Raw genomic sequence first — 23,765 nt, forward strand, 5'->3', positions numbered from 1 at the left:
AAGCGCCCTACTGATTTGCGATCAGTAGGAAACAGGCGGATTGCGAAGCGTATTCAATCACTTAGGTTCATCGTGCGAGATAACCTTTCCATCTCGCACGGCCTCGCCTTCGCTAAGTCCTTGATTTCCTTGCATGTCCGCACCGGGCGCAATGCCCGCGCTCATGATGCCGTAATCGTTGGCGATCGCCACGTTCATCTCGCCGATGACCATGACCGGGCGCTTGTCGCCCAGGTCGCCCAGGTCGAGCTGCTGCGGCTTCTTCGCGTGGTGGTAGGGCATCAGCGCGTCTGCCGCGCGCATCTGCAGCGCCAGGACGTCCATCGGGCTGGGCGTGTTGAATAGCGGCGTTCCGGCCTTGCTCACCAGCTGCTTGCCGTTCTTCATGACCGGCGAGCGCAGCGCCAGGGCGAGTTTCATCGTGTCGGCCGACTGGACTGTCGACAGCGTCACCCATGGGTCGCGATGGCCGAGGGCCTTGAGATAGGCGATCATGTCGGCGTTCTTGCGGTTGAGCGCGCCTTGCGGCCTCCCCCGAGCCCGGCGCTGCGACAGAGCAGGTTCCGCCGCCAGCGCCAAGAGGTCCAACGCATCGAGGTCAGGCGAGCCGTCCAACAGGTCGAGCGGATCGGCACCAGGCAGCGCCGAGCTGGGCGCTTCGGCGCCAGGCGCGGCGGGTGTGTGTGCCTCTTCCTGCCCCTTATTCGTCATCGCACCGCTCCAAGGCCAATATTTTAATCCGGTAACCGTTCAAAGCGCCCGGTAACGGCGCGGTAACCGGATTTTCGATAGCAAAATCAAATCGATACATGTGTGATGTTACCGGTTACATGGTTACTTCATAACGCATGCGGGCGCGCGCGCGCGTACAAGGAACTCTACTAGGCGGTAACCAGTAACAATTATGCATATGGTGTTGATTTCCTTGATGATTTTCAGTTACCGCGCCGGTAACTGACTGGTAACCCGGTAACCTCTCCCGGCCCCGCAAGTCACGGCCTCAACCCTCGCTGATCGGCGCTAACGTCAACTGCCAGCAAGGATAAAAGCGCGGCGAATCTCGCTTTGCTGCTGGTCGGGCGGGGGCGCGGGGCGTCAATTGCGGGGCTCAATGGGCGGGGGAAATCAGGGCAAATGGGCTCCAAAAATCGCGCGAATGCAGGTTGATGACGCGCGGGCGTTGGGCGCGGGCGATGGGATTACGCAAGTTTTCTGCGCCTTTTTCCGGGGGCGCGGACGCCCCAAACGTCGAAATTGCGCAATGACGAAAAAGCGGCCGGATTTCTTGCACATAGCGGGGCTGGGAGAGATGAAAGCGGCGTGGCCCTGCCGGGCCACAAGTTGTTTCTGACGCGACGCACGGCACCACCACGCGCGCCAGGTCGCGGCAATGGATAGGGTGGCGCTGGGGCGCGCTCACAGTCTCTCAGTTGATGGGGGTGGGCTGCAGGCGGCGCGCTGGTCGCGCGCCGTGCGCTCTATTCTACCGCGCTCGCGTATTCCTCGAAGGCGTCCAGATCGATCAGCAGGCATGTCTTGACGCTGTCGTTGATCCTGACCTTCTGGCCGTTGCCCAGCCCACGGATGACGATGTCGGTGGGCGCGCCCTTGAGCGCCGAATACCAGACACTCTGCTGAAATTTGGTGTCGGCGAAGATGCGCTTCAGCATCGGGCCGTCAAGCGGCACCGCCAGGCACGCACCAATGTGCGGCGCGCCCCTGACCTTGCCCTTGTCGACGGCGCCGAGGTTGACCAGTTGCAGGCGTTCGCGCGCGCCGGCGGCGTCCCAGCCGCCTTGCGACGGTCCTTGCCGCAGCTTCTCGCACACCTGGCCGATCGTCGGCTTGACGCCGTCGCGCCAGGCGTCGATCGGGCTCTGGAACAGATGGTCGAGGCATTCGTGCCAGTTATCCAGCGTCTCCGATCGCTCGATCGACGTCGCGGCCGCCACCATCTCGCCAAGCCGGCCCACCGATGCCACCGGCAGGCCGCAATCTTCCAGCGCCTCGGGCCCGACCAGCAGCTCGGCGGCCGCCAAAAGCGTGCCGAAGGTGTCGATCGCGCGGCTGTCGAGGCCGTGCGGCTTAAGTTCATCATAATAGTTGGACAGCAGCCGGCCCTGAAAATCCGTCCATCCATCCATGATCTGGCGCAGCATCATGCGGCCGTCCGTCTCGGGCTTGAGCGTCAGTTTCAGGGCGTTCTGGCTGTTGAGCCGGGCGAGATTGACCAGGGCCATGCGGCTCTTGTCCTGCGGGCCCATGGGCGGGGGATTGATGGCGAAGAAGCCGAAGCTGTTGCGCGCCGTGAAGGTCGTCGCCTCATGGTCCTGGCCGCCGCGGCTGATGTCGCCGCCGGTATAGGCCACGCGCGCCAGCTCGATCACGTTGTCGGCGCGGGTCGAGCCGGCCTTGCTTTCGAGCTCGTCGACCAGGAATGGCAGCGAGTCGAGCTTGGCGCGCTGGTAGATGCCGGCGGCCGTGGTGTTGACGGTGGTGATGACGGCGCCTTCGAGCGCGCTGCGCATCAGCTCCAGCAGCGTCGATTTGCCGACGCCGGCGCCACCGCTGGTGAACAGGATAGGGCGGGCCTTGAGCGCGCCGCCCATCAGAGCCGTGCCCAGCCAGCCCAGCACAAGGATTGGATCGAGGTAAGGCCGCTGCCAGTTCCACGTGCGCAGATCGTTGAGGATCCGGCGCGCCGGGCTTTCCTCCGGGCGCACCGCCTCGCGCCATGGCTCGATCGTCGCCGCCTGGCGCGTATAGAGAAAGCCGTCATGCTCGGCCGGGCGCGATCGCTCAAGCTTCGAGCCGTTCGCCGCCCACAGCCAGCCGCCGGAATGCCACAGGAATCGCCCCTGGCTGTCCTGCCAGCCGCCACGGCCGCGATGCTGGGAGTAGGGATCGAAGTCGGGCTTCCGCGCCGCTTCGTTCATCAGGCAGTCGAAAGCCTGGTCGCGCTCGACGCGCTTGACCACCAGCTTTTCCACCTCCTGGCCTTGTTCCTGGTCCCATACCTTCTTCTTGCCGAAGGCCGGCCAGCACCATTTCAGGGTGTCCGACAACGGCGCATAGAGATCCGCGAGCGTGCGGCCGTCGAATTTGCTGATCGTGCGAAAATGCCCGGTCGCGGTCAGGAAGTAATATTCGCTGCCGGCGGCGTTGCGGCCGATCACCTTGACCGGGTGTTCCGGCGGCATGGCGCTGTCGGGCCAGCCTGGCCATTGCCCGGGCTTGATGCCGTTGCGGGGTTCGTTCGGATCGAGGTCGACAATCGGCTTTTCATCCTCGGCGATGCTCTGGGCATCCCCGAAAATGGCGCGGATCGCGCGGTTGCCGGTCTGTGTCTGCGCCTTCTTGGCCATGTCGATCCGCTGCACTGGAGATAAAAAAGCCCGCCGACCGTGTGCCGGCGGGCAATGGCGCTGGCTTGGGAGGTCTCAGCGCCTGGGAGAGAAGCCGGCCGCGTCGAAGGCCGAGGGCTGGGGTTGCATGGCGAGGTCGCCCGGCCAGATAGTCGCTGCGCCTGCCGGCAACGTTTCCACGGCCGCGCGCTCGGCCTCGACGATCGCGTCATGCACGAGCAGGAACACGGTCTTGAAGACGGTCCACAGCGTCTTTTCCAGCGGCTCGGGCTGGGTCGAGCCCCCGATCCGTTTCAGCGCCAGGTGGATCGGGATCGCCTCGGCCGGGGCATCGCGATTGGCGGCAATGAAATCTGCCGCCGGCCGCCACAGCGTGTAGTTGCTGTTTAGGCGCTCAAGACGCGGATCATCCAATGCAGCCGGGCCGAAGCCGACCAACGCCCAGAAGGCTTCGTTCATAGATGCGGCCGCTGTCATGCCGGCCTTTTGAACCCTCGTGTACGGCTGCCAGGCTTGGGCGGATGGCACGGGTTCTGGCTGCACATCTGGCAAGGGAGGAGGCAGAATTGCACCAAGCATGCCAGCGAAGGCTTGAGCTGCTCGCTCGCCGGATAACACCTGCTCGTATGTCTTGGCGAAGATGTCGGGCTTACAAGGGTAGATTTCACCGTTGACGCCGGTAATCAGCATGTCGCCACGATCGAAGCGCATGGTCCCTTCCAAAGTCGGGATCAGATAGCAGTTGTCGTTCTCGTGGGTGATCGGATGGCCCTTGTAGCTAAACGACCAAGGCATCCCGCCCGTAAGCGGTGCACCTGATGACACGCCATGCGCGACTAGGTCATCGAAGGTGATAGCTTCGATGACAACAGGCTTTTTCCGCCACAGGTTCACCCCGTCGCCTTCGGCTTGCCCAGCAACGCCGCCGGCAAGCACATCGCCTGGTGCATCTTTTCCCGGATCCTGTGCTGCGTTTCCAGCAGCTGCAGCAGGCTCGGCGACGGTGCCAGAGGCGTCAGCACCACCGTTCCCCGATGCGGCGGGATCTTCGCCACCATTGCCCTGCGCTTCCTGCGATTGCCCATCGCTCATTTCCTCCGCTTGTTCCTCGGCCGGGCGTCCAGCCTGTCCCACAGCCGATACTGGATCCGTCGCTGCAGCCTGGTCGCCGCTGTCGATCCCACCGGCGCCGAGTAGGTCAGCAGCATCCGCCGAACCATCGCCCGCGTCGGTGGATGGCTGCGCGGGCTCCAGAGCAGCTGATCCAGTCGATCGATTTTCGTCTCCCGGCACATTGGCGGTCCCGGCTGTGGCTCCGATGTCAGTGCTGAATTGCCCATGACGCACCCTGTTTTTCTTGCTCATGGGCGCTTCTCCTCAACCCATTCTTCCTGTGCGATCCATTCCTTGACGATCGGTGCGATCGTCTCGGCCATGATCACCCATTCCGAAACGATCACCCCGACCAGGATCGGGATGACTACAAACCAGCGGTCCAGAAACGGCGTCAGCAGATAAACGAGTATGCCGAGCGTCACGAACAGGATCGTATTGAAAATGCACCAGGCCATTACGGCGCGGAGCATGTAGCCGGGCTTTTTAACCCTCTCTTTCATGTCACTCTTCTCCTTGAGCCAGGTCGTTGAAATCGTCGCCGACGTGGCTGGCTTCCACGACGACGCGCTTGCCGCTCGCCTCAAGCCGGCCGAGTGCCTGCTCGAATTGCTTCTGGGCCTGGGGATTGCCGACGTTGTTGTCGCGGGCGAACAGCACCCACGACACGCACGGCAGGTTGACCGGGGCGTTGCCGATGCCGGCCAGGCTGCCGCCGGCCCATACGCGGGCTTCGGGCAGGGTGACGGCAAAGGAAAGCGCGGTCTCGATGCCCTCGGCGATGATCAGCGGCACGGCTTCTTCAGCGCGCCAGAAAGGCTGCCCGGTCGGCCCGGTCGAGATCTCGATGACCGCGCCCAGCGCCTCGCCGAACATCAGCTTCGCCGGTTCGACAGGCGCTTTCTTGGGCTTGAGCAGATCGAGAAAGGTCACGTGGCAGGCGGTGATTTCGCCGTTCCAGACGCGCATGGCGCTATGGATCGCGGGGAAGGCGGGCCCGGGCTCGCTCTTGAACTTGCGGTTCCCCTCATTCGACCACTTGGCGCCCTTCCACCATTCCGTTGCCGCAGCAAACCGGAACGTCTCGAGGTTGAGGTTGACGACCTGGTCGAGCGGCGCGCAACGTGCCGCGAAATAGGCCCGCGCGCGGTGCTCTGCCGGCGAGCCGGCGCCGATCGGCGCCGTGTGCTCGACGTAAAGCCGGTTGGCGGCTTTCAGCTTGCGGATCCGCGCCGCCTGGTCATCGCGCTCGCGCTTCTCTTTTCGCTGCGCCTCGACGCGCCGCATGTTCTCGCGGTCGGCGCGCGTCATGGTGCGCAGGCCGAGGAAGTCGCGGGCCCACACCAGGGCGCCGGTCGTGTCGGTGCGGTTGAGGTAGGACACGAGCTTGATGACGTCGCCGGACTCGCCGCAGCGCCAATCCTTCCAGGCGCCGACGACGCCGCCGCGCATGCGGATCTTCAGCGCGGGCAGGCGGCCGGGCAGGTAATCGCCCTCGATCGGGTTGAAGCTGACCCACTGGCCGCTTTCTTCCTTGCCGTCGGGCAACAGCCGCTCGCAAACCTCGCGCACGCGGTCCTGCAGCTGGCCCTTGATCAGGTCGAGGTCGCCTTTCATAGCAGCGTTCCCTGCGGATCGGCGGTCGGCGCCGGGCGTGGCAACATCCATTTTGCGGGCACAGGCGCGTCGGCGATCTGGTCGGGGTGCCATTGGAAGAAGCCGAGCTGTCCGCCGCAGCGAACGAACGCGACCGGCTCGGCCTCGACGATCACCAGCCCGCGCGGGCCGCAGAACCATGGGCTGTCTGAGGTCTTGACGATGTCGGCAACCGTGGCGACACCGACGATGCCGCCGCGCAGCAGATCGGCCGGGGCAGGGCAGGCATAGCCGAGATGTGCAAACGTTTCGGCGGCGTCCTCATATTCGTAGCGCGTCATGCCGAGCGAGGCGTGGATTGCGAAGCGCCCGCGAAACTTCAGGCCGGGGTTAGGCTGCCGCCAGCTGCGGTTTTCGATGTCCTTCCAGCCCATGGCGAGTGCATGAGCCCACGGCTGGCGGACAGAAAGAGCGAGACGGGGCAGGATCACAGCAGCGCCCCCTGCATCTCCGCCCGCACCTCGGCCAGCGTCAGCGCTGGCGCGAGATAGCGACGGTCCTGCAGCTGCAGCGCCTTGTGCTCTTTCGGCAGATCCCAGCAGCCGCCGAAGCGCAGCCAGTCGTCATGCCGCGACCACGTGCGCCGGCTCTTCGGGATCCACATGAAGCGGGTGCCGACCTCGATGTCGCGATGCGCCGGGTGCTTGAACCAGATGAGCCACTGATAAGCCGTCGCCGAGGTGCCATTCACCACCCAGCGGCCGCGATGCATCGGCACCCGCTCGACATGCTGGGCGATCCACTGCGGCGGCCGCCGCGAAAACAGCCGCTCGAAGCGCTCTTCGCCTTCCTGGAATTGCGTCCGCACCAGCATCGCCACGCCACGGCGGGCAAAGGTCAGCGCCTTTTCGACGAAGTCGAGCGCCAGGTTGAAAGGCGGATTGGTGATGAACCAGTCGACGCCGGTCGGCCGATGATCGGGGTGCAGGAAGTCCTGCACGGCGCCATAGCCATAGCCAAAAATGTCGCTGGCCCGCGCCTCGGTGAAATACTCGGCCAGCGCCAGCGCCATGTGGCCTTCGCCGCAAGCGGGATCCTCGACGGTACAGTCGAAGGGCGTCGGCCCGAACCAGATGCGCTGCAACACGTGCTCGCAAAACGCCCGTGTCGCCCATGGCGGCGTCGGAAAGAAATCGAGGCTGTCGGCGGGCTCGACCCGCCGCGCCATGACGGCCGTCGAGTGCGTGCGGGCGTTCATGCGCGCTGCTCACCGATGTAGATGAGATTGGTGCGCTTGCCCTTGTTGTAGAGTTCGGTGATGGCCTTGGAAAGCGCCGTCTCGGCCGAGCCGCCTGAGAGCTTCCGAAACGCCTCAGCATGGGCGGTCAGCTTGGCGATGCTTTGCGGCCTGATGGCCGCGACCAGCTCGGACTCCGCAATGGTCTTTTCGTTTGACCGGATGATCCGGGCCAATGCCGTGATGAGCGTGCCACGGAGGGCCTTTGCATCATCCGGCCAGGCCGCGCGGATAACCATCAGAGCGCGACGGGTTGCGCCAGCACCATAGCGTTTTAGGCAACGGTCGATCGCACTGATCGAATTGGTCAGATTTGGCCGGTAATGGCCTTGCGCCGGCACGACATCGCAGCCGGAAGCTTGCAGGACGTTGGAAATCGCAATGGCGGTGTCATCGCCTGCGGTCAATCCCGCCCAGTATTGTTCAACGGAGGTGACCGCCATGCGGTCGCGGTTGATGGCCAGAAAGCTTTCCGCCTCGCTTTTCGTCCCGTCATGCGTGACGATTACGGCTGGCACGTCGGTTACGGACGGATGCATGCACGCGGCTTTCCACCGATGCTGGCCTTCGACCACGGCGAAGCGACCGCCTTCCTGTCGCGAGAGGACAATTGCGCCGAACTTAGACCAGGAGAAGCCGCGCAGGATCTTGTCGACCAGATGCGGCTTGATCTCGCGCTGGTAGTTCCCGTCGACGTCGATCAAGCCAACGTCGACCCACTCCAAGACCGGCTTTTGTCCAATGTCCTTGTTAATCATGCTCATGCTGCCTCCTTTTGGGAGGCAACCGGCAACAGGCGGTAGCCGCGCCCCCACACCGTTTCAATCTTGACGCCGAGCGGCAGCAGCTTCTTGCGTAGCTTGCAGATCCACACGTCGATGATCTTGATTTCGGGGTCTTCGTTTTCGAGCCAATAGACGTCGGCAAGCAGCTGGCCGGCGGCCACCGTCTGGCTGGTTTCCGAGATCTCGTCCTGGCTGCTGTGCTTGGTCATCTGAAATCCTCTTCCAGCTTGGAAAGCAGCCGATCGAGCTGCCCGTTGTTGCCTCCCTCGCGGTCGCGCTCCCATTCGAGTTCGCGAACGGCCGTGGAAACGGCCTGTTTCGTCACGCCGGCGGCGCGGGCGAGGTCGGAGATCTTGAAGCCGAGAAACTGGTTGGCGATGAAATAGCCGACGCGGCGAACCTCGGCGGCGCGCTGCCATTCCGGGTTTGCCGTTGCCCGCCGGCCGGGATCGGCATCGAGGGCGGCTGTGGCATTGGCCTGCATGTAGGACGCAGCCACTACCATGCAGGACTTGTAGACGGCATGCGGCGCCAGGCCGTAGGCCTCGCCACCCACGCCGCGCCGCAAGCGGTCGAGCGCGGTTTGCAGGCGGCCAAGTGTTGCCGCCTGCGGCGCGGTCGTGCCGTTGTGCATGTAGTCGTAAGTGCGGCGGCCGACGCCGGCGACGGCGCAAAGCCTAGTCTTGGGAATGTTCATCGCCCGTCTCTTGGCCTCGATCGCCGCGATATTCAGCGTCTCCATCAAACCCCTCGATTGTCTGGAAGGCCCCGGCGGCATGCGAGACGCGGAACAAAAGCGCGGCCGTGGCTGAAAGTGTCCGGGCAAGGCCCGGCTGGGTCATCGCTCGCCGGTCGCCGGCAAGCACTGCCTCGGCGAGGCGCAAGCCATCGTCGAGCCGGAACGAAAGTTCGTGTTCGGCCACTGCCTGGCCGGAAACCATCGTGGCGATCGCCACCGTCTGCCGATCGTCGAGCAGGCCGACAACGCGGCGGAAATGGCCGCGCGGGCCGGCTCCCGCCGCGAGATTGGCCACGTCGACGGCGACGGTGATCGATTTCATGCCCGCTGCGCCCCGTGAGCACCCGACAGCGAGCGCAGGCGGTTCACGCGAAATGGCGCTCCGGTGAATAGGCGCGTGCTGGTGCGGTGGCAGTTCATCGCCAGGTGCGAAACGCTGCTCATCAACGCGTCATGGCCGGCGGCCAGCTTCCAGTGTACGGGTAGGGCGCTGGCCTCGGCCCGCAGTATGTCCTGCATGGCTTCCGCCACCCTGGCCGCGGCAAACCGTGCCGCCCGGGCGTGTTCAATTGGACTTTCCATCGCTTGCCCCTTCGCTGATGAGCGCCTGCACCCGCTCGCCGATCAGTTCGTCGAGCGCGGATTTCAGTTTCTTGAGGGTGCGCGTGGTTGCTCCGAGGCTCCCCGGCCTGTTCTTGAGGCGGGAGTAGGTCTGCAGATGAACACCGGCGCGCTCGCAGAGTTCTTTTTGCTCGATGCGCGCGGCGTCTCGCCGAAGCTCGATGTCTTCAAATCCCAACACGCGAATCACCTTGCCGTTATCTTGCTTACCGTGATAAGCGAGTACGCTGATTATGCAAGGCGTGTTTGCGTGCGAGTAGTAGCGAGTTCACATCCTATCGTGCGCGTCATGAGCGAGCAGCACGATACTAAGGAATGGATCCGGGCCGTTGCCCGGTACATGAACCTGTCCTTGTCGGATCTGGCGTTGAACTCGAAGCTCGCCGCTTCGACGGTCACGCGCTACATCAATGACAGGTCCGGCAAGCTCACGATCACCGATCGCTCGCTTGACGCGATCTCGGCCTATACCGGCATTCCCAAGAATGTTTTTCCCGGCCAGCGCCGGCTGCCTGGCTTCGGCCAGAGCGAGGCCGTTCCTTATGATGCCAACCAGGATGAGCGCCTGCCGGATTGGGTGATTGCCGCCATCGATGCGCATCGTGGCAACCGCAATGGCGTCGAGCCATGGCTGATGAAGAGCTGGGCGCTCGACCTGCTCGGCATCCTCCCTGGCGATGTGGTTTTGGTCGACCAGAACCTGCGTCCCAAGGCTGGCGACGTTGTCATTGCCCAGCTCACGGATCTGGCCACCGGCAAGACCGAGGCCGTTATGCGGCGGTTCGACCCGCCGTTCATCATGACCCATTCCGCCAAGATCGGCGCCTCGAAGCCCGAGCAGGTCGATGACGAACGTGTCGTCATCCTCGGCGTGGAATGCGGCGTCATTCGTCCGCGCCACTAACTCCCCGAAACCTCCCTTTACAAATTGCGCGCAACGCGTCGTGGCGGCTTGCTTGACAGATTGCGCGCAACGCCTACCGCGTGCGCGGTTGACGAATTGCGCGCAACGCCTTGCCGCATCGCGGCGGACAAATTGCGCGCAATGGAGCGCCGCCACAGGGCGACAGATTGCGCGCAACGATCAGACGGCAAAGCTCGAATCGCGCATAGGACATTTTCCCTCGTACCGAGCATCATTCAGCGCGCGCACACTCCTCTAAGCGTGCTACTTGCAAAATAAGCGTACTTGCTTATTGTGATCCGCAAATCACAACGCGGGTCGCAACATGCTCAGCAACGAGACAGCAGGCATTGAAGAGGTCGCCGCCGCCCTTGGGCGCACGGTCGGCTGGGTCATGCGCAACTGGCTGCGCCAGCATCAGCTCTACGGCTTCCCGCGCCGTATCCCCGGCACGTGGACGTTCCCGCGCCGGGCTGTCGAGTCGTGGCTGCGTTCCGGCGGGCAGATGCCCATGCCGATGCCCGCCAACCAGAACGAGGGAGCGTTGCCCGACATGGTCGCGGCCGCCAACGCCTCGCTTCGCAACCGTTACGGAGCAAAGCCGTGAGCATGATCCTTCCACAGCAGCTGTCGCCGCAGCAAAAGCGCGGCCTGCGCCTCATCCACGATCACCGCCTTTACCGCCGCCTCAACGGCTACGGCAAGGCGCCGGCGGGCGTCAGTCTCGACGTCGTCAACTCGCTGCGGGGCCTCGGCCTGATCCGCATCGACATCACCGGCCGCCAGCCATGCCCGGTGCTGACCGGGCAGGGCAAGAACCTGCACATCGTCATGCAGGCCCGCGCCGAAAGGAGGCGGGCATGACGCCGAAGATGGTGGCAGCACTCAAGGCGGCCGCTGCCGCCGACGACCAGGGCGGCCTCTGCTGGACCGCCGCCGGCTGGATCAATCCCGGCAGGTGCTGGGATTACCACGGCGGGGCCATCGTCTCCCGATTGGTCTGGAACCATGGCTTTCTCGCGGAAGCAGGCCGCAAAACGCGTGGCGGTCAGCGCCGGGTCATTACGCAAGCCGGGCGCAACAAGCTGGCCGAGCTAGAACGGGAAGGGAAAGCCGCATGACCTGGCTGCCGATCCTTCTTCACGCCGGCGTCATGCTGGCCTTTCTCGCCCTGGCGGTGCGCTCATGAGCTGGCCGCTTGTCCTGATGCTCTGCGCCGCCGGCAGCATTGCGTTCCTGATCGGGATCGCCGTCGGCACCGTCATTTATGCCCTGCCGCGCCCGCGGCTGTTCGGTTTCGAGGTCCGCAATGACGATTGAGGGTTGGCTTGTGCTCGGCGCGGAGCTGCGCCGGCTCGTCCATGACGAAAAGGAAGCGCGAGATCTCGCGACTGGTTTCGGCGGTGCGGTGTTCCCGCTTGTGCGGGCGGATTCGGCTGTCGACGCTTACCTCGCCACCACTTCAGCAGGAGTGACGGAGGAGCAGACACAGCGCGTGACGGAGGAGATGGCGAGTGCTTTTGCGCTGGGCGCCAGTATGGGCGACGGCAAGTTCACGTCTGATAGCCCGCACCTGCAGGCCGCTCTAGATTCCTCGAAGGCGCGCATCATGGCCGGCTTGCGCGCCGCTCTCGCCGCCCCTAGCGGCGCGCAAGGGGGTGAGCTTTGAGCGCGCTACCTTTGTCGCAGCACGCCGGCCTCGATCGCCGCTGCCTCGAATGTCTTGCGGGCGTCGGCGGCCGTGGCCATGCCTTCGAGCGCATCGAAACAGGTCTTGTAGGCCTTGCGCCACTTGGCCGTGCGCTTCGGCCAGGTCTCCAGCTGCTCGATGCAGACCTCGACAGCCTTGACGTCATAGGTGTGGCCCGGGTTCGCGAGCACTTTCACCGGCACGGGCGGCCAAAACCACATCATGCCGCATCATCGCCGGCAGCACCGGCGGTGGCAAGCGTGCCCTTCGACTACGACTTCGACGAGATCGACGCCAACGACGATCCCGACGACTTCTTCTTCTGACCCTTCAGGCCGCATCACCCCCCCGGATGCGGCCCAGCCGGCGGGCGGTTCCCCTCCAATTCCGCCCGCCGGCGTCCATTCTCCCCGCCTGTACTGGTTGTGTGGGGAGCAAGCTGGCCCGGCAGGATGAGCGATCCCCCGCTCGTGTACCTGCCGGGTCTCTTTTTGACAGCCGGCCGCTTTCGATTCACCTTGGCCGCCGACAGGGAGCCACCCATGCCGAAGATCTCGCCGCATCCTCACGTTGCCTTTCGTGACGGCCGCCCGCGCTTCAAGCCGGGGCCCGAGCTGCGCGCCGCCGGCTACAAGGACACCGATCTGCGCTGGCCGGATCCGGCGCCGGCGAAGTGGCGTGCCACCGATCTTGTGCCTGGCGATCGCAACGCCGGCCGCTGGTTCAGCCGCGGTGAGACGGTCGACTGGTCGGAAGCCTTCGTCAAAAGCCATAAGCAGGCCGCGAAAGAGGCCGAGGCCGAGAAGCCGGCCGCCATGCGCGCAGCACCTGCCGGGCGCAAGGCGGCCGTTTATAGCCTGGGCGATCTGTTCGAAGACTGGAAACGCTCGCCCAAGTTCAACCAGCCCAAGGACGAGGCCGAGCAGCGCCGACAGCGCGCCGCCAAGGTCATCTATGCGCCCAAGTCGATCGTCGACTTCAAGCAGAAGCTCGGCATCATCGAGCGTCACGACCCCTCGCTATGGGCTTCGCCGGTCGACGCGCTCGACCAGCCGATCCTGTTCGGGCTCTATGAGGAGCTGGTTTCAGCCTACGGCCTGTCGCAGGCGCGCGGATCGATCGCAACGCTGTCGATCGCGCTCAGCTGGGGCCGCAAGCGCGGCAAGTTCAGCTTCGCTTCCAACCAGGGCGTCAACCCGGCCAAGGGGCTGGGCATGGTCACGCCGCCGCCGCGCGTGCGCTTCGGCCGCCGCATCGAGATCGAAACGCTGGTCGCCGTGGCCGATCATCTGAAATGGCCCGAAATGGCCGACATGGTGATCCTCGGCGTCTGGACCGGCCAGCGCCAAGGCGACCGCCTGCAGATGGTCGACAAGGGCCTGCTCAACAAGCGGCGTATCTTCCGCCAGGCCAAGACCGGCGCCATCGTTTCCGTCATGCAGGCGCCCGAACTCGAGCAGCGCATGGAAGCCAGCCAGAAGCGGCGCCAGGGGGCCGGCATCGTCAATCCGCGCGTCATCCTCGACGAACAGCTGTGGCAGCCTTTCCCCGACGACGGCGACCGCTACCGCAAGCGTTATGCCGAGCTGCGCGCGATCGCCGCCAAGGGCATCATGGACGAGGCGGCCACCGAGAAGCTGCAGGCCAGGTGGCGGGCCGAAGGCCGCAACAGCGAGCCGCCGGTTGTCTGGATCGTCAAGCCGTGCCCGTCGCTGCTGGGCGACCCCGAAACCGGCCTGCAGCCGCTGCAGGAAGGTGACTTCCGCGACACCGCCGTGACGTGGATGGCGCTTTCTGGCGCCACCATACCGGAGATCATTTCCATCACCGGCCACACGCCCGAAAGCGCGACGCGGATCCTCAAGCACTATCTGGCGCGCCACCCCGAAATGGCCGACTCGGCGATCAAGAAGATGGTCGACTGGTACGACGCTGACGGCGAAACGGAGTTCGGGCTATGAGCCGCTTCCTGATCCGCGCTTGCCGACACTGCAAGGGTGACGGCTTCTATCGGTGTTGTCGCGACCAGGTGCATCCGTTGACCAACATTGCTAGCGCCAAGGTGATCCTTTCGCCGGCCGGCCCTGCCAGTCCGCACGGCGCGCTTTACGACTATGCCAGCCGCATATGGGGCTACGAGTTCAAATGCCATGTCTGTCGCGGCAATGGTGAAGTCTTCTGGACGCGGGGGCGCAGCCTCACACCTTGACCGCCGGCGCAGTGAGAACATACTAGGAACATGGTCCTATATGTTGTCGCGCCGGGCAAAGCCTATTACGCCATCCGCTTTTCCGACATCCCGCCCGAATACATCCTGGGCGGCCGCTGCTTTCTGTGCCGGCGCACCGGGCCGATCGACCGCATGCGGGTGCAGGCGCGTTGGGGTGAGGAACGCTTCCTGCGCTTCGTCGACAACAAGCTGCGCTGCCTCGGCTGCGGCAACTGGCAGGAAAATCGCTTCATCGTCTATGGCCGCCGGATCCGCGAACAGGCCAAAGAGGGCGCCGATGGCGCCAAGGTGCCGGCCGAGGCGTTGAAATCGCGTTAGCGATTGTATGGAACTGCCTGCTTTCCACAGCGCTGCCCGTACAAATTTCAGACATCGCCAATCCATGTTGACGCAACGGCAACCTGCGGGTGACGCTCCAACCAGGCCGCAGAAGACGGCTGCCATTGGGAAAGCGCCACACCATGAGGGATCGGGATTATGCATCGCATCGAGCCCATTGCGGGCCGCATAGACCAGCAGCTTGCCGAGGTCGATCACCTGATTTCGGCATTGATCTTCATCAGTGAGAACGTCGAGGACCACCAGCACGAGCTGTTGCGGCACGCCGCCGTGACGATCGGCTACTGCCTGCACGACAAGATCTCGGCCGCCGGCAAGGACGTGTCGCAGCTCTTCAGACTACTCGCCAGGTGAACAGGCCGGAAACGCCGTGCGAGAAAATTATCTCGCACGGGTTCTCGCTTTTCTCGCACGTTCCGCCTCTGTTCACGTTGGGCGAAAACGCTGAAAGCCTTGTGCTGTAAGGGTTTGGCGATGGTGAGCGCGCAGGGATTCGAACCCTGGACCTACTGATTAAAAGTCAGTTGCTCTACCGGCTGAGCTACGCGCTCCCGAAGGCCGCGAGGCGACCCGGAAATTGCGGCGGAACATAGGGAGAGTGCCGGGTCGGGTCAACCGGAAAAACACCGCTGCAAACAGCCTGTTAAATGTTCCGTCCAGGACAGGCTCCGGCGGTCGCCCTGGCGACGGAATATTGCCCGGCGACGATATTGCTGGGCGCATATGCCGCTGCTAGAGCATGGCGCCCAATACCGGGCTGCCCATCGATATGGACATACATTTATGCATAGCCTTTTAAAACTTGCCGTTGCCTCCGTTCTCGCCGTATCGGCTCTTCCCGCCATGGCCCAGGCCGAAGATCTGGTGTTTTCGCTCAAGAACGGCACGTCGTCGGTGCTGACGAATTTCTATGCCTCGCCGGTGGGCGTCGACCAGTGGGAAGACGACATTTTCGGCCGTGACACGCTTGCCCCGGGCGAGAGCATGAGCATCACCATCGCCGATGGCCGCCGCACCTGCGAGTACGACATGCGCTTCGAGTTCGAGGAAAGTTCCGACCTCGACACCACCGAAGACACCCAGAATCTCTGCGAGCTGGGCGAATACACCATCCACGAATGATCGATTGACCGATGCGATGCGTCGCCGGAGGGTTCTTGCCGCTCGGCGACGACTTGCCACGGAATGGTGATTGGTGCGGAGCACGACGGCCCGCTATATGCGGCGCCGGAAGATCCGCGGAGCAGCATGGCATGGTACTGGACATCGGTTATCTCAGCGCATTGGGGGCAGGCGCCCTGTCGTTCCTGTCGCCCTGCGTCTTGCCGCTAGTGCCGCCCTATCTCTGCTACATGGCCGGCGTTTCGGTCGACGATTTCAAGGCCGATGGCGGCGTGGCAACGGTTTCGCGGGCGCGCGGCGCACTGCTTGCGGCGTCAGGTTCCTTCGTCCTCGGCTTCACGACGGTGTTCGTGGCGCTTGGCGCCGGCGCCTCGACCATCGGGCAGTTGCTGCGCACCTGGCAGGAGCCGCTTGCCATGGCGGCGGGCGTGCTGATCATCCTGATGGGTCTCAATTTCCTCGGCATATTGCGCATCCCATTCATGTCGCGCGAGGCGCGCTTCCAGTCGCGGGGCAAGCCGGCGAGCAATTTGGCCGCCTATCTCATGGGCCTCGCCTTCGCTTTCGGCTGGACTCCCTGCATCGGGCCGGTGCTGGGGCCGATCCTGACGCTGGCCGGCGGCCGCGAAACGGTGGGCGAGGGCGCGGCTCTGCTCGCCGTCTACTCGCTCGGCCTGGGCATTCCGTTCCTGATCGCGGCGATGTTCTCGGGTGCCTTCATGCGCTTCCTCAGCAAATTCCGTGTGCATCTCGGCAAGGTCGAAAAGGTGATCGGCGGGCTTCTGGTCGTGGCCGGCGTGCTGTTCCTGACCGGCGGCATCCAGACGGCATCCTACTGGCTTCTGGAACGCTTTCCGGTGCTTGGCCAGCTCGGCTGATCCTTCAAACCGTCGAAATCGGTGTGCATTGGAGGCGATTGCCAGCAATGCTAGAAAGGTGGCCGATTCCAGCCGCCTTCTTCCAATCCGGACGCCGCCATGACCTCGAGAACCTGCCTGTCGATCATCCTTGCCGCCGGCGAGGGCACCCGGATGAAGAGCACTAGCCCCAAGGTGCTGCACCAGATCGCCGGGCTGCCGATGGTGGCGCATGTCGCGCGGACGGCCGAGGCCGCAGGTGCCGACGGGTTGGCGCTGGTCGTTGGCCATGGCGGCGACGAGGTGAAGGCGGCGGCAGAGAGATTTGCGCCAGGGGCCGAGGTTTTCGTCCAGACCGAACGCCTGGGCACCGCGCATGCGGTGCTGGCGGCTCGCGCTGCGATCGCACGCGGCCATGACGATGTGCTGGTGATGTTCGGCGATACGCCGCTGGTCGAGGCCGAATCGCTGGCGACAGCGCGGCAAAAGCTCGCCGATGGTGCCGCGGTCGTGGTCATCGGCTTCCGTCCGCCGAACCCGGCAGGCTATGGCCGCCTGCTCGAAAAGGACGGCAGGCTGGTGGCGATCCGCGAGGACAAGGACTGCAGCGAGGAAGAACGCAAGATCGGGTTCTGCAATGCCGGACTGATGGCCGTTGCCGGCGCGCATGCGCTGAAGCTGCTCGACCAGGTCGGCAACGCCAACGCCAAGGGCGAATTCTACCTCACCGACATCGTCGAGATCGCCGACAAGGCAGGGCTCAAGGTCGTGGCCACCGAGGCGAGCTTCGACAGCGTGCTCGGTATCAACAACCGCGCCGAACTGGCCGAGGCCGAAGCTATCTGGCAGAAGCGGCGCCGCCGGCAGGCAATGCTGGAAGGTGCGACACTGATCGCGCCCGAAACCGTCTATTTTTCGCACGACACGGAGATCGGCTCCGATGTGCTGGTCGAGCCGAACGTCTGGTTCGGCCCCGGCGTGAAGATCGCTGGCGGGGCCACCATCCACGCCTTCAGCCATCTTGAAGGCAGCAACGTCGGCCCGCGCGCCGAGGTCGGGCCTTTCGCGCGGCTGAGGCCGGGCGCAGACCTGCATGAAAAGGCCAAGGTCGGCAATTTCTGCGAGGTCAAGAAGGCGACGGTGGAAAAGGGCGCCAAGGTCAACCATCTGACCTATATCGGCGATGCGCGGGTCGGCGCCGGCGCCAACATCGGTGCGGGCACGATCACCTGCAACTATGACGGCTACTCCAAGTTCTTCACCGACATCGGCGCGGGCGCCTTCATCGGCTCGAATTCTTCGCTGGTCGCCCCAATCGTAATCGGCGCCGGCGCCTATGTCGCGTCGGGCAGCGTCATTACGGAAGAAGTCCCCGGAGATGCACTGGCCTTCGGACGCGCGCGCCAGAAGACGCTGCCGGGCAAGGGCAAGGAATTGCGCGAGCGCTTTGCTTCGGCGGCGGCCGCGAAGAAGGCGGGCGTGAAGTAACCGCATTTCAATCCTACCGTGCGACGATTGCCCATCCTGAAGGGCTGGATGGCTGATACGTTGCGAAACGGAATGTGACTTCCGCTTGGCAGTTGCGCTGCCTAAAAGGCCGACAGGGTTTTGAGGGATTGGACGGGGCAAAATCATGTGCGGAATCGTTGGAATCGTCGGCCAGACGCCGGTTGCGCCGCTGATCGTCGATGCGCTGAAGCGGCTCGAGTATCGCGGCTATGACTCGGCCGGCGTCGCCACGATCGAGAATGGCGAACTCGCGCGTCGTCGCGCCGAGGGCAAGCTCATCAATCTCGAGCGCCGGCTGAAGGCCGAGCCGCTGGGCGGCAACATCGGCATCGGCCATACGCGCTGGGCCACCCACGGCGTGCCCAACGAGACCAATGCGCACCCGCATTTCTCCAACGGCGTGGCGATCGTCCACAACGGCATCATCGAGAATTTTGCCGAACTGCGCCAGGAGCTTACGGCCGACGGCTACGAATTCACCTCGCAGACCGACACCGAGGTGGTGGCACACCTGATCGCGCGCGAATTGGCGCGCGGCACCCAGCCGATCGAAGCCGCCCACGCCTCGCTCAAGCGTCTTCACGGCGCCTTCGCACTGGCCATCATGTTCCAGGGCGACGAAGACCTGATCGTCGGCGCCCGTAATGGCCCGCCGCTGGCAATCGGCCATGGCGAGGGCGAGATGTTCCTGGGGTCGGACGCGATTGCGCTGGCGCCCTTCACCAACTCGGTGACCTATCTCGAGGACGGCGACTGGGCGGTGGTGCGCCGCAGCCAGTTCCAGATCTACGACATGGACGGGACCCCGGTTGAGCGCCAGCGGCGCCAGTCGGTCGGCTCGAGCTATCTCGTCGACAAGGGCAACCACCGCCACTTCATGGAAAAGGAAATCCATGAGCAGCCCGAGGTGATCTCGCACACGCTGGCGCATTATCTCGACTTCACGCAAGGGACGTCGAAGCCGCTCGACCTGCCGTTCAGTTTCGCCGACATCGACCGCCTGGCTGTATCGGCTTGCGGTACGGCCTATCTCGCCGGCTTGGTCGGCAAATACTGGTTCGAGCGCCACGCGCGGCTGCCGGTCGACATCGATGTCGCCTCGGAATTCCGCTATCGCGAGATGCCGATCTCGAAGAAAAGTGCGGCGTTCTTCGTGTCGCAGTCGGGCGAAACCGCCGATACGCTGGCTTCGCTGCGCTACTGCCGCAAGGCGGGCGTGCCGATAGGCGCCATCGTCAATGTGCGCGAATCAACGATCGCGCGCGAATCCGACGTGACGCTGCCGACGCTGGCCGGGCCGGAGATCGGTGTCGCCTCGACCAAGGCCTTCACCTGCCAGCTTTCGGTGCTGGCGGCGCTGACCATTCGGGCGGCCTCGCAGCGCGGCACGATCACCGCGGATGAAGAAAAGGCGCTGGTGCGCAGCCTTTCGGAGACGCCGCGCTATGCCGCCCAGGTGCTCAAGCTCGACAAGCAGATCGAGAAGGTGGCGCGCGAGCTGTCGTCATACAAGCACGTGCTTTACCTCGGCCGCGACACCAATTTCCCGCTCGCCATGGAAGGCGCGCTGAAGCTCAAGGAAATCTCCTACATTCACGCCGAGGGTTATGCCGCCGGCGAACTGAAGCACGGCCCGATCGCGCTGATCGACGAGAACATGCCGGTCATCGTCATTGCGCCGCATGACCGCATCTTCGAGAAGACGGTTTCGAACATGCAGGAAGTGGCGGCGCGCGGCGGCAAGATCATCCTGATCACCGACAAGAAGGGTGCGGCGCAGGCGACGGTGAAGACGCTTGAAACCATCGTGCTGCCCGACGTGCCTGAATTCATCGCACCGATCATCTACGCGCTGCCGATCCAGATGCTGGCCTATTTCACCGCCGTGTTCATGGGGACCGACGTCGACCAGCCGCGCAACCTGGCGAAATCGGTGACTGTGGAGTAGGCGGGGCCGGCAAGGTATCTGTATCAATCAATGATACGCGTCGCTTGCTCTACGTTCCGTATCAGTATATGATACAGAACGTAGGGCGGGCATATGATCGTTTCGTTCAAAGGCAAGGCCGTCGAAGCGGTTGCCGCCGGCGAGGCGCCGAAAGGTTTTCCGGCGGATCTTGTCGCCAGAGGTGAGCGACGTTTGCGCGCCGTGGCCAATGCCGTCGAGTTGAGCGATCTTCGGTCGCCGCCCGGAAATCACCTGGAGGCGTTGAAGGGCAACCGAGCCGGCCAGCACTCAATTCGGATCAACGATCAGTGGCGCATTTGCTTCCGATGGACGAAAGCTGGCGCTGAAGATGTCGAGATTGTCGATTACCATTGAATACGGAGGCAGACATGGCGTTGAAATTTGCACGTCCCGTCCATCCCGGTGAGTTTCTGCGCGAGGAATATCTGCTGCCTTTGGGCATGAGGGCCGGCACGCTGGCGACGAAGCTCAATCTGCCACGCACGCGCATCGAACGCATCGCCAAGGAGGAGATCGGGATCACGCCCGATACGGCGCTTCGCCTTGCCCGGTATTTCAACACGACACCCGAATTCTGGATGAACTTCCAGCAATCCTATGAGCTCGAGACGGAAGCGCTCAAACTGGCCCCCGAGCTTGAAAAGATCGAGCCGATGGAAGCTGCGGCCTAGGCTTACGCCCCCTACGAAGATCGCTGTTCCAATGCACCGCGTGGTTGACTAATGTTGCGCTGCAAAGAGGGCGGCGCTGCGGAATGTCAGATACCCACAAGACCTCGGGCATGACCCGGCTAAGGAACTATTTCCTCACCGGCTTCGTCGTTTGCGCGCCGCTGGTGCTGACCATCTATATCGTCTGGTCGTTCATCGGCTGGGTCGATTCCTGGGTCAAGCCGTACATTCCGGCGAAGTACAATCCGGACAACTACCTGACAATCCAGGTGCCGGGCTTTGGCCTGATCGTCGCCCTCGTGCTGATCACGCTGATCGGCTTCCTGACCGCCAATTTCATCGGCCGTGCGATCGTTGCCTTCGGCGAGCGGCTGCTGAATAGGATGCCGCTGGTACGCGGGCTCTACAAGGCGCTGAAGCAGCTGTTCGAGACCGCACTTTCCGACAAGAACGAGATGTTCCGCACCGTCGGCATGGTCGAATATCCGCGCAAGGGCGTGTGGTCCATCGTCTTCATCGCCGCCGACAAACGCAGCGAGATCAACGAAAAGCTGGACCAGGAGGGCGATCCGCTGATGGCGGTGTTCATGCCGTGCACGCCGAACCCGACGACCGGGTTCCTGATGTATGTGCCGCGATCTGAGGTCGTGCTGCTCGACATGAGCATCGAGGACGGCGCCAAGCTGATCGTTTCGGCGGGGCTGGTGGCGCCGGAGACGAAGAGCAGAATCACGGCGAATGGCGTGCCGATCGAAGGACCGATGGGCAACCCGCCTGTCGGCGTACTGCCTCAGCCTGCCCTCAGCAGCCTGACTGCCTCGTCGCGGCCGAACAAATAGAGCAGCAGCCGCAGCGCCTCGCCCCGCGGCGACATCAGTTCGGGGTCACGCGCAAGGATCAACCGGGCGTCGTCGCGGGCAATTTCCAGAAGGTCGGCGTGGGCCTCGATACGGGCGACCTGGAAGCCCGGCGTGCCGGACTGGCGTGTGCCGAGCAATTCGCCTTCGCCGCGCAGCTTGAGGTCTTCCTCGGCGATGAGGAAGCCGTCCTCGGTGTCGCGCATGACCGACAGGCGGCGCTTGGCGGTCTCGCCGAGCGGGTCCTTGTAGAGCAGCACGCAGGATGACGGCTTCGAGCCGCGACCGACGCGCCCGCGCAACTGATGGAGCTGGGCGAGACCAAAGCGCTCGGCATGCTCGATGACAATGATGGTGGCGTCGGGCACGTCGACCCCGACCTCGATGACGGTGGTGGCGATCAGCACGCGTGTTTCGCCTTCCTTGAAAGCGCGCATCGCCTCGTCCTTCTCGGCACCCTTCATGCGGCCGTGAACGAGGCCGATGCGGTCGCCGAAGACCGGCTGCAGCGAGGCGAAACGATCTTCCGCCGACATCAGCTTGATCTCTTCGGATTCCTCGACCAACGGGCATATCCAGTAAATCTTCTGGCCCTCGGCGACCGCGTCGCGGATGCGACCGACGAGTTCGTCGATACGCTCGAGTGGCAGGGTAACTGTCTTGATCGGCTGGCGGCCGGCCGGTTTTTCGGTCAGGCGCGAAACATCCATGTCGCCGAAGGCGGTGAGCACCAGGGTGCGCGGGATGGGGGTGGCGGTCATCACCAGCATGTCGGGCGCCTGGCCCTTGGCGTTCATGGCAAGCCGCTGGTGCACGCCGAAGCGGTGCTGTTCGTCGATGACGGCGAGCGCCATGTCACGGAACACCACGGTCTCCTGGAACAGCGCGTGCGTGCCGATGACGATGTCGATCTCGCCGCTTTCGAGGCCGGCGAGGATCTGGCTGCGTTCGCGGCCCTTTTCGCGGCCGGTGAGCACGGCCACGGTCATGCCGACGCGCTCTGCAAGCGGCGCGATGGTGGCGAGATGCTGGCGCGCGAGGATTTCGGTCGGCGCCATCAGTGCTGCCTGGCCGCCGGCCTCGACGGCGCGGGCCATGGCGAGCAGGGCCACGACTGTCTTGCCTGAGCCGACATCGCCCTGGAGCAGGCGAAGCATGCGTTCCGGCCTGGCGAGGTCGGCGTCGATCTCCGCAAGTGCCACCTGCTGCGAGCCGGTCAACTGATAAGGCAAGGCTTCGCGGAGCGCATCCATAATGCGGCCGTCGCCGGTGAGCGGCCGACCGTGCAGCTTGCGCACCCGGGCGCGGACGAGGGCCAGTGACACCTGGCCGGCGAGGAATTCGTCATAGGCGAGCCGGCGCCAGGCCGCATTTTCGGGCGAGGCGTCTATCGGATCGGCGGGGTTGTGGACGCGATGGAGCGCTGCCGCGAAGGGCGGGAAGCTCTGCTTGCGCATGACATCTGCGTCGAGCCATTCCGGGAAGACAGGCACCCGCTCCAGCGACTGGCCGATGGCGCGGCGCAGCACCTTCGACGACAGCCCCGCGGTGAGCGGATAAACCGGTTCGACCAGCGGCAGCTTGTCGGCCTCGCTGGCAAGGGCGATATGGTCGGGGTGGACCATCGACGGGCGGCCGTTGAACCACTCCATGCGGCCCGAGACGATGACCTTCTCGCCTTCGGGCATCGCCTTCTCTAGGTAAGCGGCGTGGGCATGGAAGAAAGTCAGCGCGATCTCGCCAGTGTCGTCATGGGCAAAGACCCGGTAAGGCGCAGCGCGGTTGCCGCGCGGCGCCGGCTGGTGACGATCGATGCGTACGTCGAGCGTGACGATGGCGCCTTCGGCGGCAAGTGCTATGCCGGGCCGGTTGCGGCGGTCGATGACGCTGTTGGGCAGGACGAACAGCAGGTCGCCGGTACGGGCGGCGCGATCACCCAGATCGGCCGGCACGACCTTTTCGATCAGCACGGCGACCTTGGGCCCGATGCCGGCAAGCGAGGTGATGGGTGAGAACAGGGGATCGAGCAGTGATGGGCGCATGATGTCAGCTTATGCGCTGGAGTTGCCGGGGCAAAGGCTGACAGGGGCAGCTATCCACG

Annotated in this window: 32 protein-coding genes and 1 tRNA gene; 17 read left to right on the forward strand and 16 right to left on the reverse strand. The window is 64.2% G+C overall.

Annotation, left to right across the window (positions count from 1 at the left end):
* Positions 1-57: 57 nt before the first annotated feature.
* From GGQ99_RS04880 to GGQ99_RS04935, 13 genes are all read right to left on the reverse strand, one after another.
* On the reverse strand, positions 58-711 hold the full coding sequence (locus GGQ99_RS04880; protein ID WP_183261058.1) for a hypothetical protein: 654 nt from the start codon (positions 709-711) through the stop codon (positions 58-60).
* 767 nt (positions 712-1,478) lie between these two features.
* Positions 1,479-3,365, reverse strand: coding sequence for a hypothetical protein (locus tag GGQ99_RS04885; protein ID WP_183261060.1), 1,887 nt, complete (start codon positions 3,363-3,365; stop codon positions 1,479-1,481).
* Between the two features lie 75 nt (positions 3,366-3,440).
* Entirely contained in the window at positions 3,441-4,730 is a 1,290-nt protein-coding gene (locus GGQ99_RS26010; protein ID WP_210307737.1) for a hypothetical protein, read from the reverse strand.
* Positions 4,727-4,981 (reverse strand): hypothetical protein, encoded by a 255-nt coding sequence (locus GGQ99_RS04895; protein ID WP_183261062.1) that lies wholly within the window; start codon positions 4,979-4,981, stop codon positions 4,727-4,729. The genes GGQ99_RS26010 and GGQ99_RS04895 overlap by 4 nt, the downstream gene beginning before the upstream one ends.
* 1 nt (position 4,982) lies before the next feature.
* Positions 4,983-6,095 (reverse strand): DUF7146 domain-containing protein, encoded by a 1,113-nt coding sequence (locus tag GGQ99_RS04900; RefSeq protein WP_183261064.1) that lies wholly within the window; start codon positions 6,093-6,095, stop codon positions 4,983-4,985.
* Entirely contained in the window at positions 6,092-6,565 is a 474-nt protein-coding gene (locus tag GGQ99_RS04905) for an ASCH domain-containing protein (protein ID WP_343061688.1), read from the reverse strand. Before GGQ99_RS04905 ends, GGQ99_RS04900 begins: the two co-directional genes overlap by 4 nt.
* Positions 6,562-7,332 (reverse strand): SAM-dependent methyltransferase, encoded by a 771-nt coding sequence (locus GGQ99_RS04910; RefSeq protein WP_246389414.1) that lies wholly within the window; start codon positions 7,330-7,332, stop codon positions 6,562-6,564. Before GGQ99_RS04910 ends, GGQ99_RS04905 begins: the two co-directional genes overlap by 4 nt.
* The gene (locus GGQ99_RS04915; RefSeq protein WP_183261066.1) at positions 7,329-8,135 is read right to left on the reverse strand and encodes a DUF6551 family protein; all 807 of its coding nucleotides are present in this window, start codon (positions 8,133-8,135) and stop codon (positions 7,329-7,331) included. Before GGQ99_RS04915 ends, GGQ99_RS04910 begins: the two co-directional genes overlap by 4 nt.
* Positions 8,132-8,440: a winged helix-turn-helix domain-containing protein gene (locus GGQ99_RS26275; protein ID WP_343061689.1), complete on the reverse strand. Its 309-nt coding sequence runs from the start codon at positions 8,438-8,440 to the stop codon at positions 8,132-8,134. The genes GGQ99_RS04915 and GGQ99_RS26275 overlap by 4 nt, the downstream gene beginning before the upstream one ends.
* Positions 8,362-8,898 carry a hypothetical protein gene (locus GGQ99_RS26070; protein WP_246389415.1) on the reverse strand — a complete coding sequence of 179 codons (537 nt, stop codon included), beginning with the start codon at positions 8,896-8,898 and terminating at the stop codon, positions 8,362-8,364. The genes GGQ99_RS26275 and GGQ99_RS26070 overlap by 79 nt, the downstream gene beginning before the upstream one ends.
* Entirely contained in the window at positions 8,834-9,217 is a 384-nt protein-coding gene (locus tag GGQ99_RS04925; protein WP_183261071.1) for a hypothetical protein, read from the reverse strand. Before GGQ99_RS04925 ends, GGQ99_RS26070 begins: the two co-directional genes overlap by 65 nt.
* Positions 9,214-9,477 carry a hypothetical protein gene (locus tag GGQ99_RS04930; RefSeq protein ID WP_183261073.1) on the reverse strand — a complete coding sequence of 88 codons (264 nt, stop codon included), beginning with the start codon at positions 9,475-9,477 and terminating at the stop codon, positions 9,214-9,216. The genes GGQ99_RS04925 and GGQ99_RS04930 overlap by 4 nt, the downstream gene beginning before the upstream one ends.
* On the reverse strand, positions 9,461-9,697 hold the full coding sequence (locus tag GGQ99_RS04935) for a helix-turn-helix domain-containing protein (RefSeq protein ID WP_183261075.1): 237 nt from the start codon (positions 9,695-9,697) through the stop codon (positions 9,461-9,463). Before GGQ99_RS04935 ends, GGQ99_RS04930 begins: the two co-directional genes overlap by 17 nt.
* Before the next feature lie 108 nt (positions 9,698-9,805).
* Between GGQ99_RS04935 and GGQ99_RS04940 the strand changes: the two genes are divergently transcribed.
* The 6 genes from GGQ99_RS04940 (at position 9,806) to GGQ99_RS04960 (ending at position 12,089) form a co-directional block, all read left to right on the forward strand.
* Positions 9,806-10,420 carry a LexA family transcriptional regulator gene (locus GGQ99_RS04940; protein ID WP_183261077.1) on the forward strand — a complete coding sequence of 205 codons (615 nt, stop codon included), beginning with the start codon at positions 9,806-9,808 and terminating at the stop codon, positions 10,418-10,420.
* A gap of 325 nt (positions 10,421-10,745) precedes the next feature.
* Positions 10,746-11,027, forward strand: coding sequence for a helix-turn-helix domain-containing protein (locus GGQ99_RS04945; protein ID WP_183261079.1), 282 nt, complete (start codon positions 10,746-10,748; stop codon positions 11,025-11,027).
* The gene (locus GGQ99_RS04950) at positions 11,024-11,284 is read left to right on the forward strand and encodes a hypothetical protein (RefSeq protein ID WP_183261081.1); all 261 of its coding nucleotides are present in this window, start codon (positions 11,024-11,026) and stop codon (positions 11,282-11,284) included. Before GGQ99_RS04945 ends, GGQ99_RS04950 begins: the two co-directional genes overlap by 4 nt.
* Entirely contained in the window at positions 11,281-11,541 is a 261-nt protein-coding gene (locus GGQ99_RS04955; protein WP_183261083.1) for a hypothetical protein, read from the forward strand. The genes GGQ99_RS04950 and GGQ99_RS04955 overlap by 4 nt, the downstream gene beginning before the upstream one ends.
* 64 nt (positions 11,542-11,605) lie before the next feature.
* The gene (locus GGQ99_RS26280) at positions 11,606-11,740 is read left to right on the forward strand and encodes a hypothetical protein (RefSeq protein ID WP_281379870.1); all 135 of its coding nucleotides are present in this window, start codon (positions 11,606-11,608) and stop codon (positions 11,738-11,740) included.
* Positions 11,730-12,089, forward strand: coding sequence for a hypothetical protein (locus tag GGQ99_RS04960; protein ID WP_183261085.1), 360 nt, complete (start codon positions 11,730-11,732; stop codon positions 12,087-12,089). The genes GGQ99_RS26280 and GGQ99_RS04960 overlap by 11 nt, the downstream gene beginning before the upstream one ends.
* A gap of 5 nt (positions 12,090-12,094) precedes the next feature.
* On the opposite strand, the gene GGQ99_RS04965 is transcribed toward GGQ99_RS04960, so the two are convergent.
* Complete coding sequence (locus tag GGQ99_RS04965) at positions 12,095-12,334, reverse strand: DUF982 domain-containing protein (RefSeq protein WP_183261087.1); 240 nt, start codon at positions 12,332-12,334, stop codon at positions 12,095-12,097.
* 318 nt (positions 12,335-12,652) lie between these two features.
* On the opposite strand from GGQ99_RS04965, the gene GGQ99_RS04970 reads away from it, so the two are divergent.
* The 4 genes from GGQ99_RS04970 (at position 12,653) to GGQ99_RS04985 (ending at position 15,033) form a co-directional block, all read left to right on the forward strand.
* The gene (locus tag GGQ99_RS04970; protein ID WP_183261089.1) at positions 12,653-14,071 is read left to right on the forward strand and encodes a hypothetical protein; all 1,419 of its coding nucleotides are present in this window, start codon (positions 12,653-12,655) and stop codon (positions 14,069-14,071) included.
* Positions 14,068-14,319, forward strand: coding sequence for a hypothetical protein (locus GGQ99_RS04975; protein ID WP_183261091.1), 252 nt, complete (start codon positions 14,068-14,070; stop codon positions 14,317-14,319). The genes GGQ99_RS04970 and GGQ99_RS04975 overlap by 4 nt, the downstream gene beginning before the upstream one ends.
* A 30-nt stretch (positions 14,320-14,349) precedes the next feature.
* Positions 14,350-14,658 (forward strand): hypothetical protein, encoded by a 309-nt coding sequence (locus GGQ99_RS04980; protein WP_183261092.1) that lies wholly within the window; start codon positions 14,350-14,352, stop codon positions 14,656-14,658.
* A 159-nt stretch (positions 14,659-14,817) separates the two neighbouring features.
* Positions 14,818-15,033: a hypothetical protein gene (locus GGQ99_RS04985; protein ID WP_183261094.1), complete on the forward strand. Its 216-nt coding sequence runs from the start codon at positions 14,818-14,820 to the stop codon at positions 15,031-15,033.
* 121 nt (positions 15,034-15,154) lie between these two features.
* Here GGQ99_RS04985 and GGQ99_RS04990 read toward each other — a convergent pair.
* A tRNA-Lys gene (locus GGQ99_RS04990) sits at positions 15,155-15,230 on the reverse strand.
* A 292-nt stretch (positions 15,231-15,522) separates the two neighbouring features.
* Between GGQ99_RS04990 and GGQ99_RS04995 the strand changes: the two genes are divergently transcribed.
* The 7 genes from GGQ99_RS04995 to GGQ99_RS05025 all read left to right on the forward strand — a co-directional run bounded on the left by GGQ99_RS04995 (position 15,523) and on the right by GGQ99_RS05025 (position 21,646).
* Positions 15,523-15,801, forward strand: a complete 279-nt coding sequence (locus GGQ99_RS04995) for a hypothetical protein (RefSeq protein ID WP_246389416.1) — start codon at positions 15,523-15,525, stop codon at positions 15,799-15,801.
* 131 nt (positions 15,802-15,932) lie between these two features.
* On the forward strand, positions 15,933-16,679 hold the full coding sequence (locus tag GGQ99_RS05000) for a cytochrome c biogenesis CcdA family protein (RefSeq protein WP_108608080.1): 747 nt from the start codon (positions 15,933-15,935) through the stop codon (positions 16,677-16,679).
* Positions 16,680-16,778: 99 nt separating this feature from the next.
* The gene (gene glmU / locus GGQ99_RS05005) at positions 16,779-18,146 is read left to right on the forward strand and encodes a bifunctional UDP-N-acetylglucosamine diphosphorylase/glucosamine-1-phosphate N-acetyltransferase GlmU (protein ID WP_183261098.1); all 1,368 of its coding nucleotides are present in this window, start codon (positions 16,779-16,781) and stop codon (positions 18,144-18,146) included.
* A gap of 145 nt (positions 18,147-18,291) precedes the next feature.
* The gene (gene glmS / locus GGQ99_RS05010) at positions 18,292-20,115 is read left to right on the forward strand and encodes a glutamine--fructose-6-phosphate transaminase (isomerizing) (RefSeq protein WP_183261100.1); all 1,824 of its coding nucleotides are present in this window, start codon (positions 18,292-18,294) and stop codon (positions 20,113-20,115) included.
* A 93-nt stretch (positions 20,116-20,208) separates the two neighbouring features.
* Complete coding sequence (locus tag GGQ99_RS05015) at positions 20,209-20,490, forward strand: type II toxin-antitoxin system RelE/ParE family toxin (RefSeq protein WP_183261102.1); 282 nt, start codon at positions 20,209-20,211, stop codon at positions 20,488-20,490.
* A gap of 14 nt (positions 20,491-20,504) precedes the next feature.
* A complete protein-coding gene (locus tag GGQ99_RS05020; protein ID WP_183261104.1) occupies positions 20,505-20,807 on the forward strand; it encodes a HigA family addiction module antitoxin in 303 nt (100 codons plus the stop codon).
* 83 nt (positions 20,808-20,890) lie between these two features.
* Positions 20,891-21,646, forward strand: a complete 756-nt coding sequence (locus tag GGQ99_RS05025) for a DUF502 domain-containing protein (protein ID WP_108608083.1) — start codon at positions 20,891-20,893, stop codon at positions 21,644-21,646.
* Here the strand turns inward: GGQ99_RS05025 and recG are convergent.
* The gene (gene recG, locus GGQ99_RS05030; RefSeq protein ID WP_183261106.1) at positions 21,598-23,706 is read right to left on the reverse strand and encodes an ATP-dependent DNA helicase RecG; all 2,109 of its coding nucleotides are present in this window, start codon (positions 23,704-23,706) and stop codon (positions 21,598-21,600) included. The two genes, GGQ99_RS05025 and recG, sit on opposite strands and share 49 nt — an antisense overlap.
* Positions 23,707-23,765: the final 59 nt, after the last annotated feature.

It is taken from the genome of Aminobacter niigataensis (assembly GCF_014200015.1).
Classification (GTDB): Bacteria; Pseudomonadota; Alphaproteobacteria; order Rhizobiales; family Rhizobiaceae; genus Aminobacter; species Aminobacter niigataensis.

Coding starts and splice junctions, on each gene's coding strand:
- GGQ99_RS04940 (WP_183261077.1), top strand. CDS start 9,806: ATGAGCGAGCAGCACGATACTAAGGAATGGATCCGGGCCGTTGCCCGG.
- GGQ99_RS26070 (WP_246389415.1), bottom strand. CDS start 8,898: ATGGAGACGCTGAATATCGCGGCGATCGAGGCCAAGAGACGGGCGATG.
- glmS (WP_183261100.1), top strand. CDS start 18,292: ATGTGCGGAATCGTTGGAATCGTCGGCCAGACGCCGGTTGCGCCGCTG.
- GGQ99_RS05000 (WP_108608080.1), top strand. CDS start 15,933: ATGGTACTGGACATCGGTTATCTCAGCGCATTGGGGGCAGGCGCCCTG.
- GGQ99_RS04965 (WP_183261087.1), bottom strand. CDS start 12,334: ATGATGTGGTTTTGGCCGCCCGTGCCGGTGAAAGTGCTCGCGAACCCG.
- GGQ99_RS04885 (WP_183261060.1), bottom strand. CDS start 3,365: ATGGCCAAGAAGGCGCAGACACAGACCGGCAACCGCGCGATCCGCGCC.
- GGQ99_RS26010 (WP_210307737.1), bottom strand. CDS start 4,730: ATGAGCAAGAAAAACAGGGTGCGTCATGGGCAATTCAGCACTGACATC.
- GGQ99_RS05020 (WP_183261104.1), top strand. CDS start 20,505: ATGGCGTTGAAATTTGCACGTCCCGTCCATCCCGGTGAGTTTCTGCGC.
- GGQ99_RS04995 (WP_246389416.1), top strand. CDS start 15,523: ATGGCCCAGGCCGAAGATCTGGTGTTTTCGCTCAAGAACGGCACGTCG.
- GGQ99_RS04955 (WP_183261083.1), top strand. CDS start 11,281: ATGACGCCGAAGATGGTGGCAGCACTCAAGGCGGCCGCTGCCGCCGAC.
- GGQ99_RS04900 (WP_183261064.1), bottom strand. CDS start 6,095: ATGAAAGGCGACCTCGACCTGATCAAGGGCCAGCTGCAGGACCGCGTG.
- GGQ99_RS05015 (WP_183261102.1), top strand. CDS start 20,209: ATGATCGTTTCGTTCAAAGGCAAGGCCGTCGAAGCGGTTGCCGCCGGC.
- GGQ99_RS04880 (WP_183261058.1), bottom strand. CDS start 711: ATGACGAATAAGGGGCAGGAAGAGGCACACACACCCGCCGCGCCTGGC.
- GGQ99_RS04925 (WP_183261071.1), bottom strand. CDS start 9,217: ATGAAATCGATCACCGTCGCCGTCGACGTGGCCAATCTCGCGGCGGGA.
- recG (WP_183261106.1), bottom strand. CDS start 23,706: ATGCGCCCATCACTGCTCGATCCCCTGTTCTCACCCATCACCTCGCTT.
- GGQ99_RS04985 (WP_183261094.1), top strand. CDS start 14,818: ATGCATCGCATCGAGCCCATTGCGGGCCGCATAGACCAGCAGCTTGCC.
- GGQ99_RS26280 (WP_281379870.1), top strand. CDS start 11,606: ATGAGCTGGCCGCTTGTCCTGATGCTCTGCGCCGCCGGCAGCATTGCG.
- GGQ99_RS05025 (WP_108608083.1), top strand. CDS start 20,891: ATGTCAGATACCCACAAGACCTCGGGCATGACCCGGCTAAGGAACTAT.
- glmU (WP_183261098.1), top strand. CDS start 16,779: ATGACCTCGAGAACCTGCCTGTCGATCATCCTTGCCGCCGGCGAGGGC.
- GGQ99_RS04930 (WP_183261073.1), bottom strand. CDS start 9,477: ATGGAAAGTCCAATTGAACACGCCCGGGCGGCACGGTTTGCCGCGGCC.
- GGQ99_RS04895 (WP_183261062.1), bottom strand. CDS start 4,981: ATGAAAGAGAGGGTTAAAAAGCCCGGCTACATGCTCCGCGCCGTAATG.
- GGQ99_RS04970 (WP_183261089.1), top strand. CDS start 12,653: ATGCCGAAGATCTCGCCGCATCCTCACGTTGCCTTTCGTGACGGCCGC.
- GGQ99_RS04960 (WP_183261085.1), top strand. CDS start 11,730: ATGACGATTGAGGGTTGGCTTGTGCTCGGCGCGGAGCTGCGCCGGCTC.
- GGQ99_RS26275 (WP_343061689.1), bottom strand. CDS start 8,440: ATGGGAGCGCGACCGCGAGGGAGGCAACAACGGGCAGCTCGATCGGCT.
- GGQ99_RS04945 (WP_183261079.1), top strand. CDS start 10,746: ATGCTCAGCAACGAGACAGCAGGCATTGAAGAGGTCGCCGCCGCCCTT.
- GGQ99_RS04915 (WP_183261066.1), bottom strand. CDS start 8,135: ATGAGCATGATTAACAAGGACATTGGACAAAAGCCGGTCTTGGAGTGG.
- GGQ99_RS04975 (WP_183261091.1), top strand. CDS start 14,068: ATGAGCCGCTTCCTGATCCGCGCTTGCCGACACTGCAAGGGTGACGGC.
- GGQ99_RS04910 (WP_246389414.1), bottom strand. CDS start 7,332: ATGAACGCCCGCACGCACTCGACGGCCGTCATGGCGCGGCGGGTCGAG.
- GGQ99_RS04980 (WP_183261092.1), top strand. CDS start 14,350: ATGGTCCTATATGTTGTCGCGCCGGGCAAAGCCTATTACGCCATCCGC.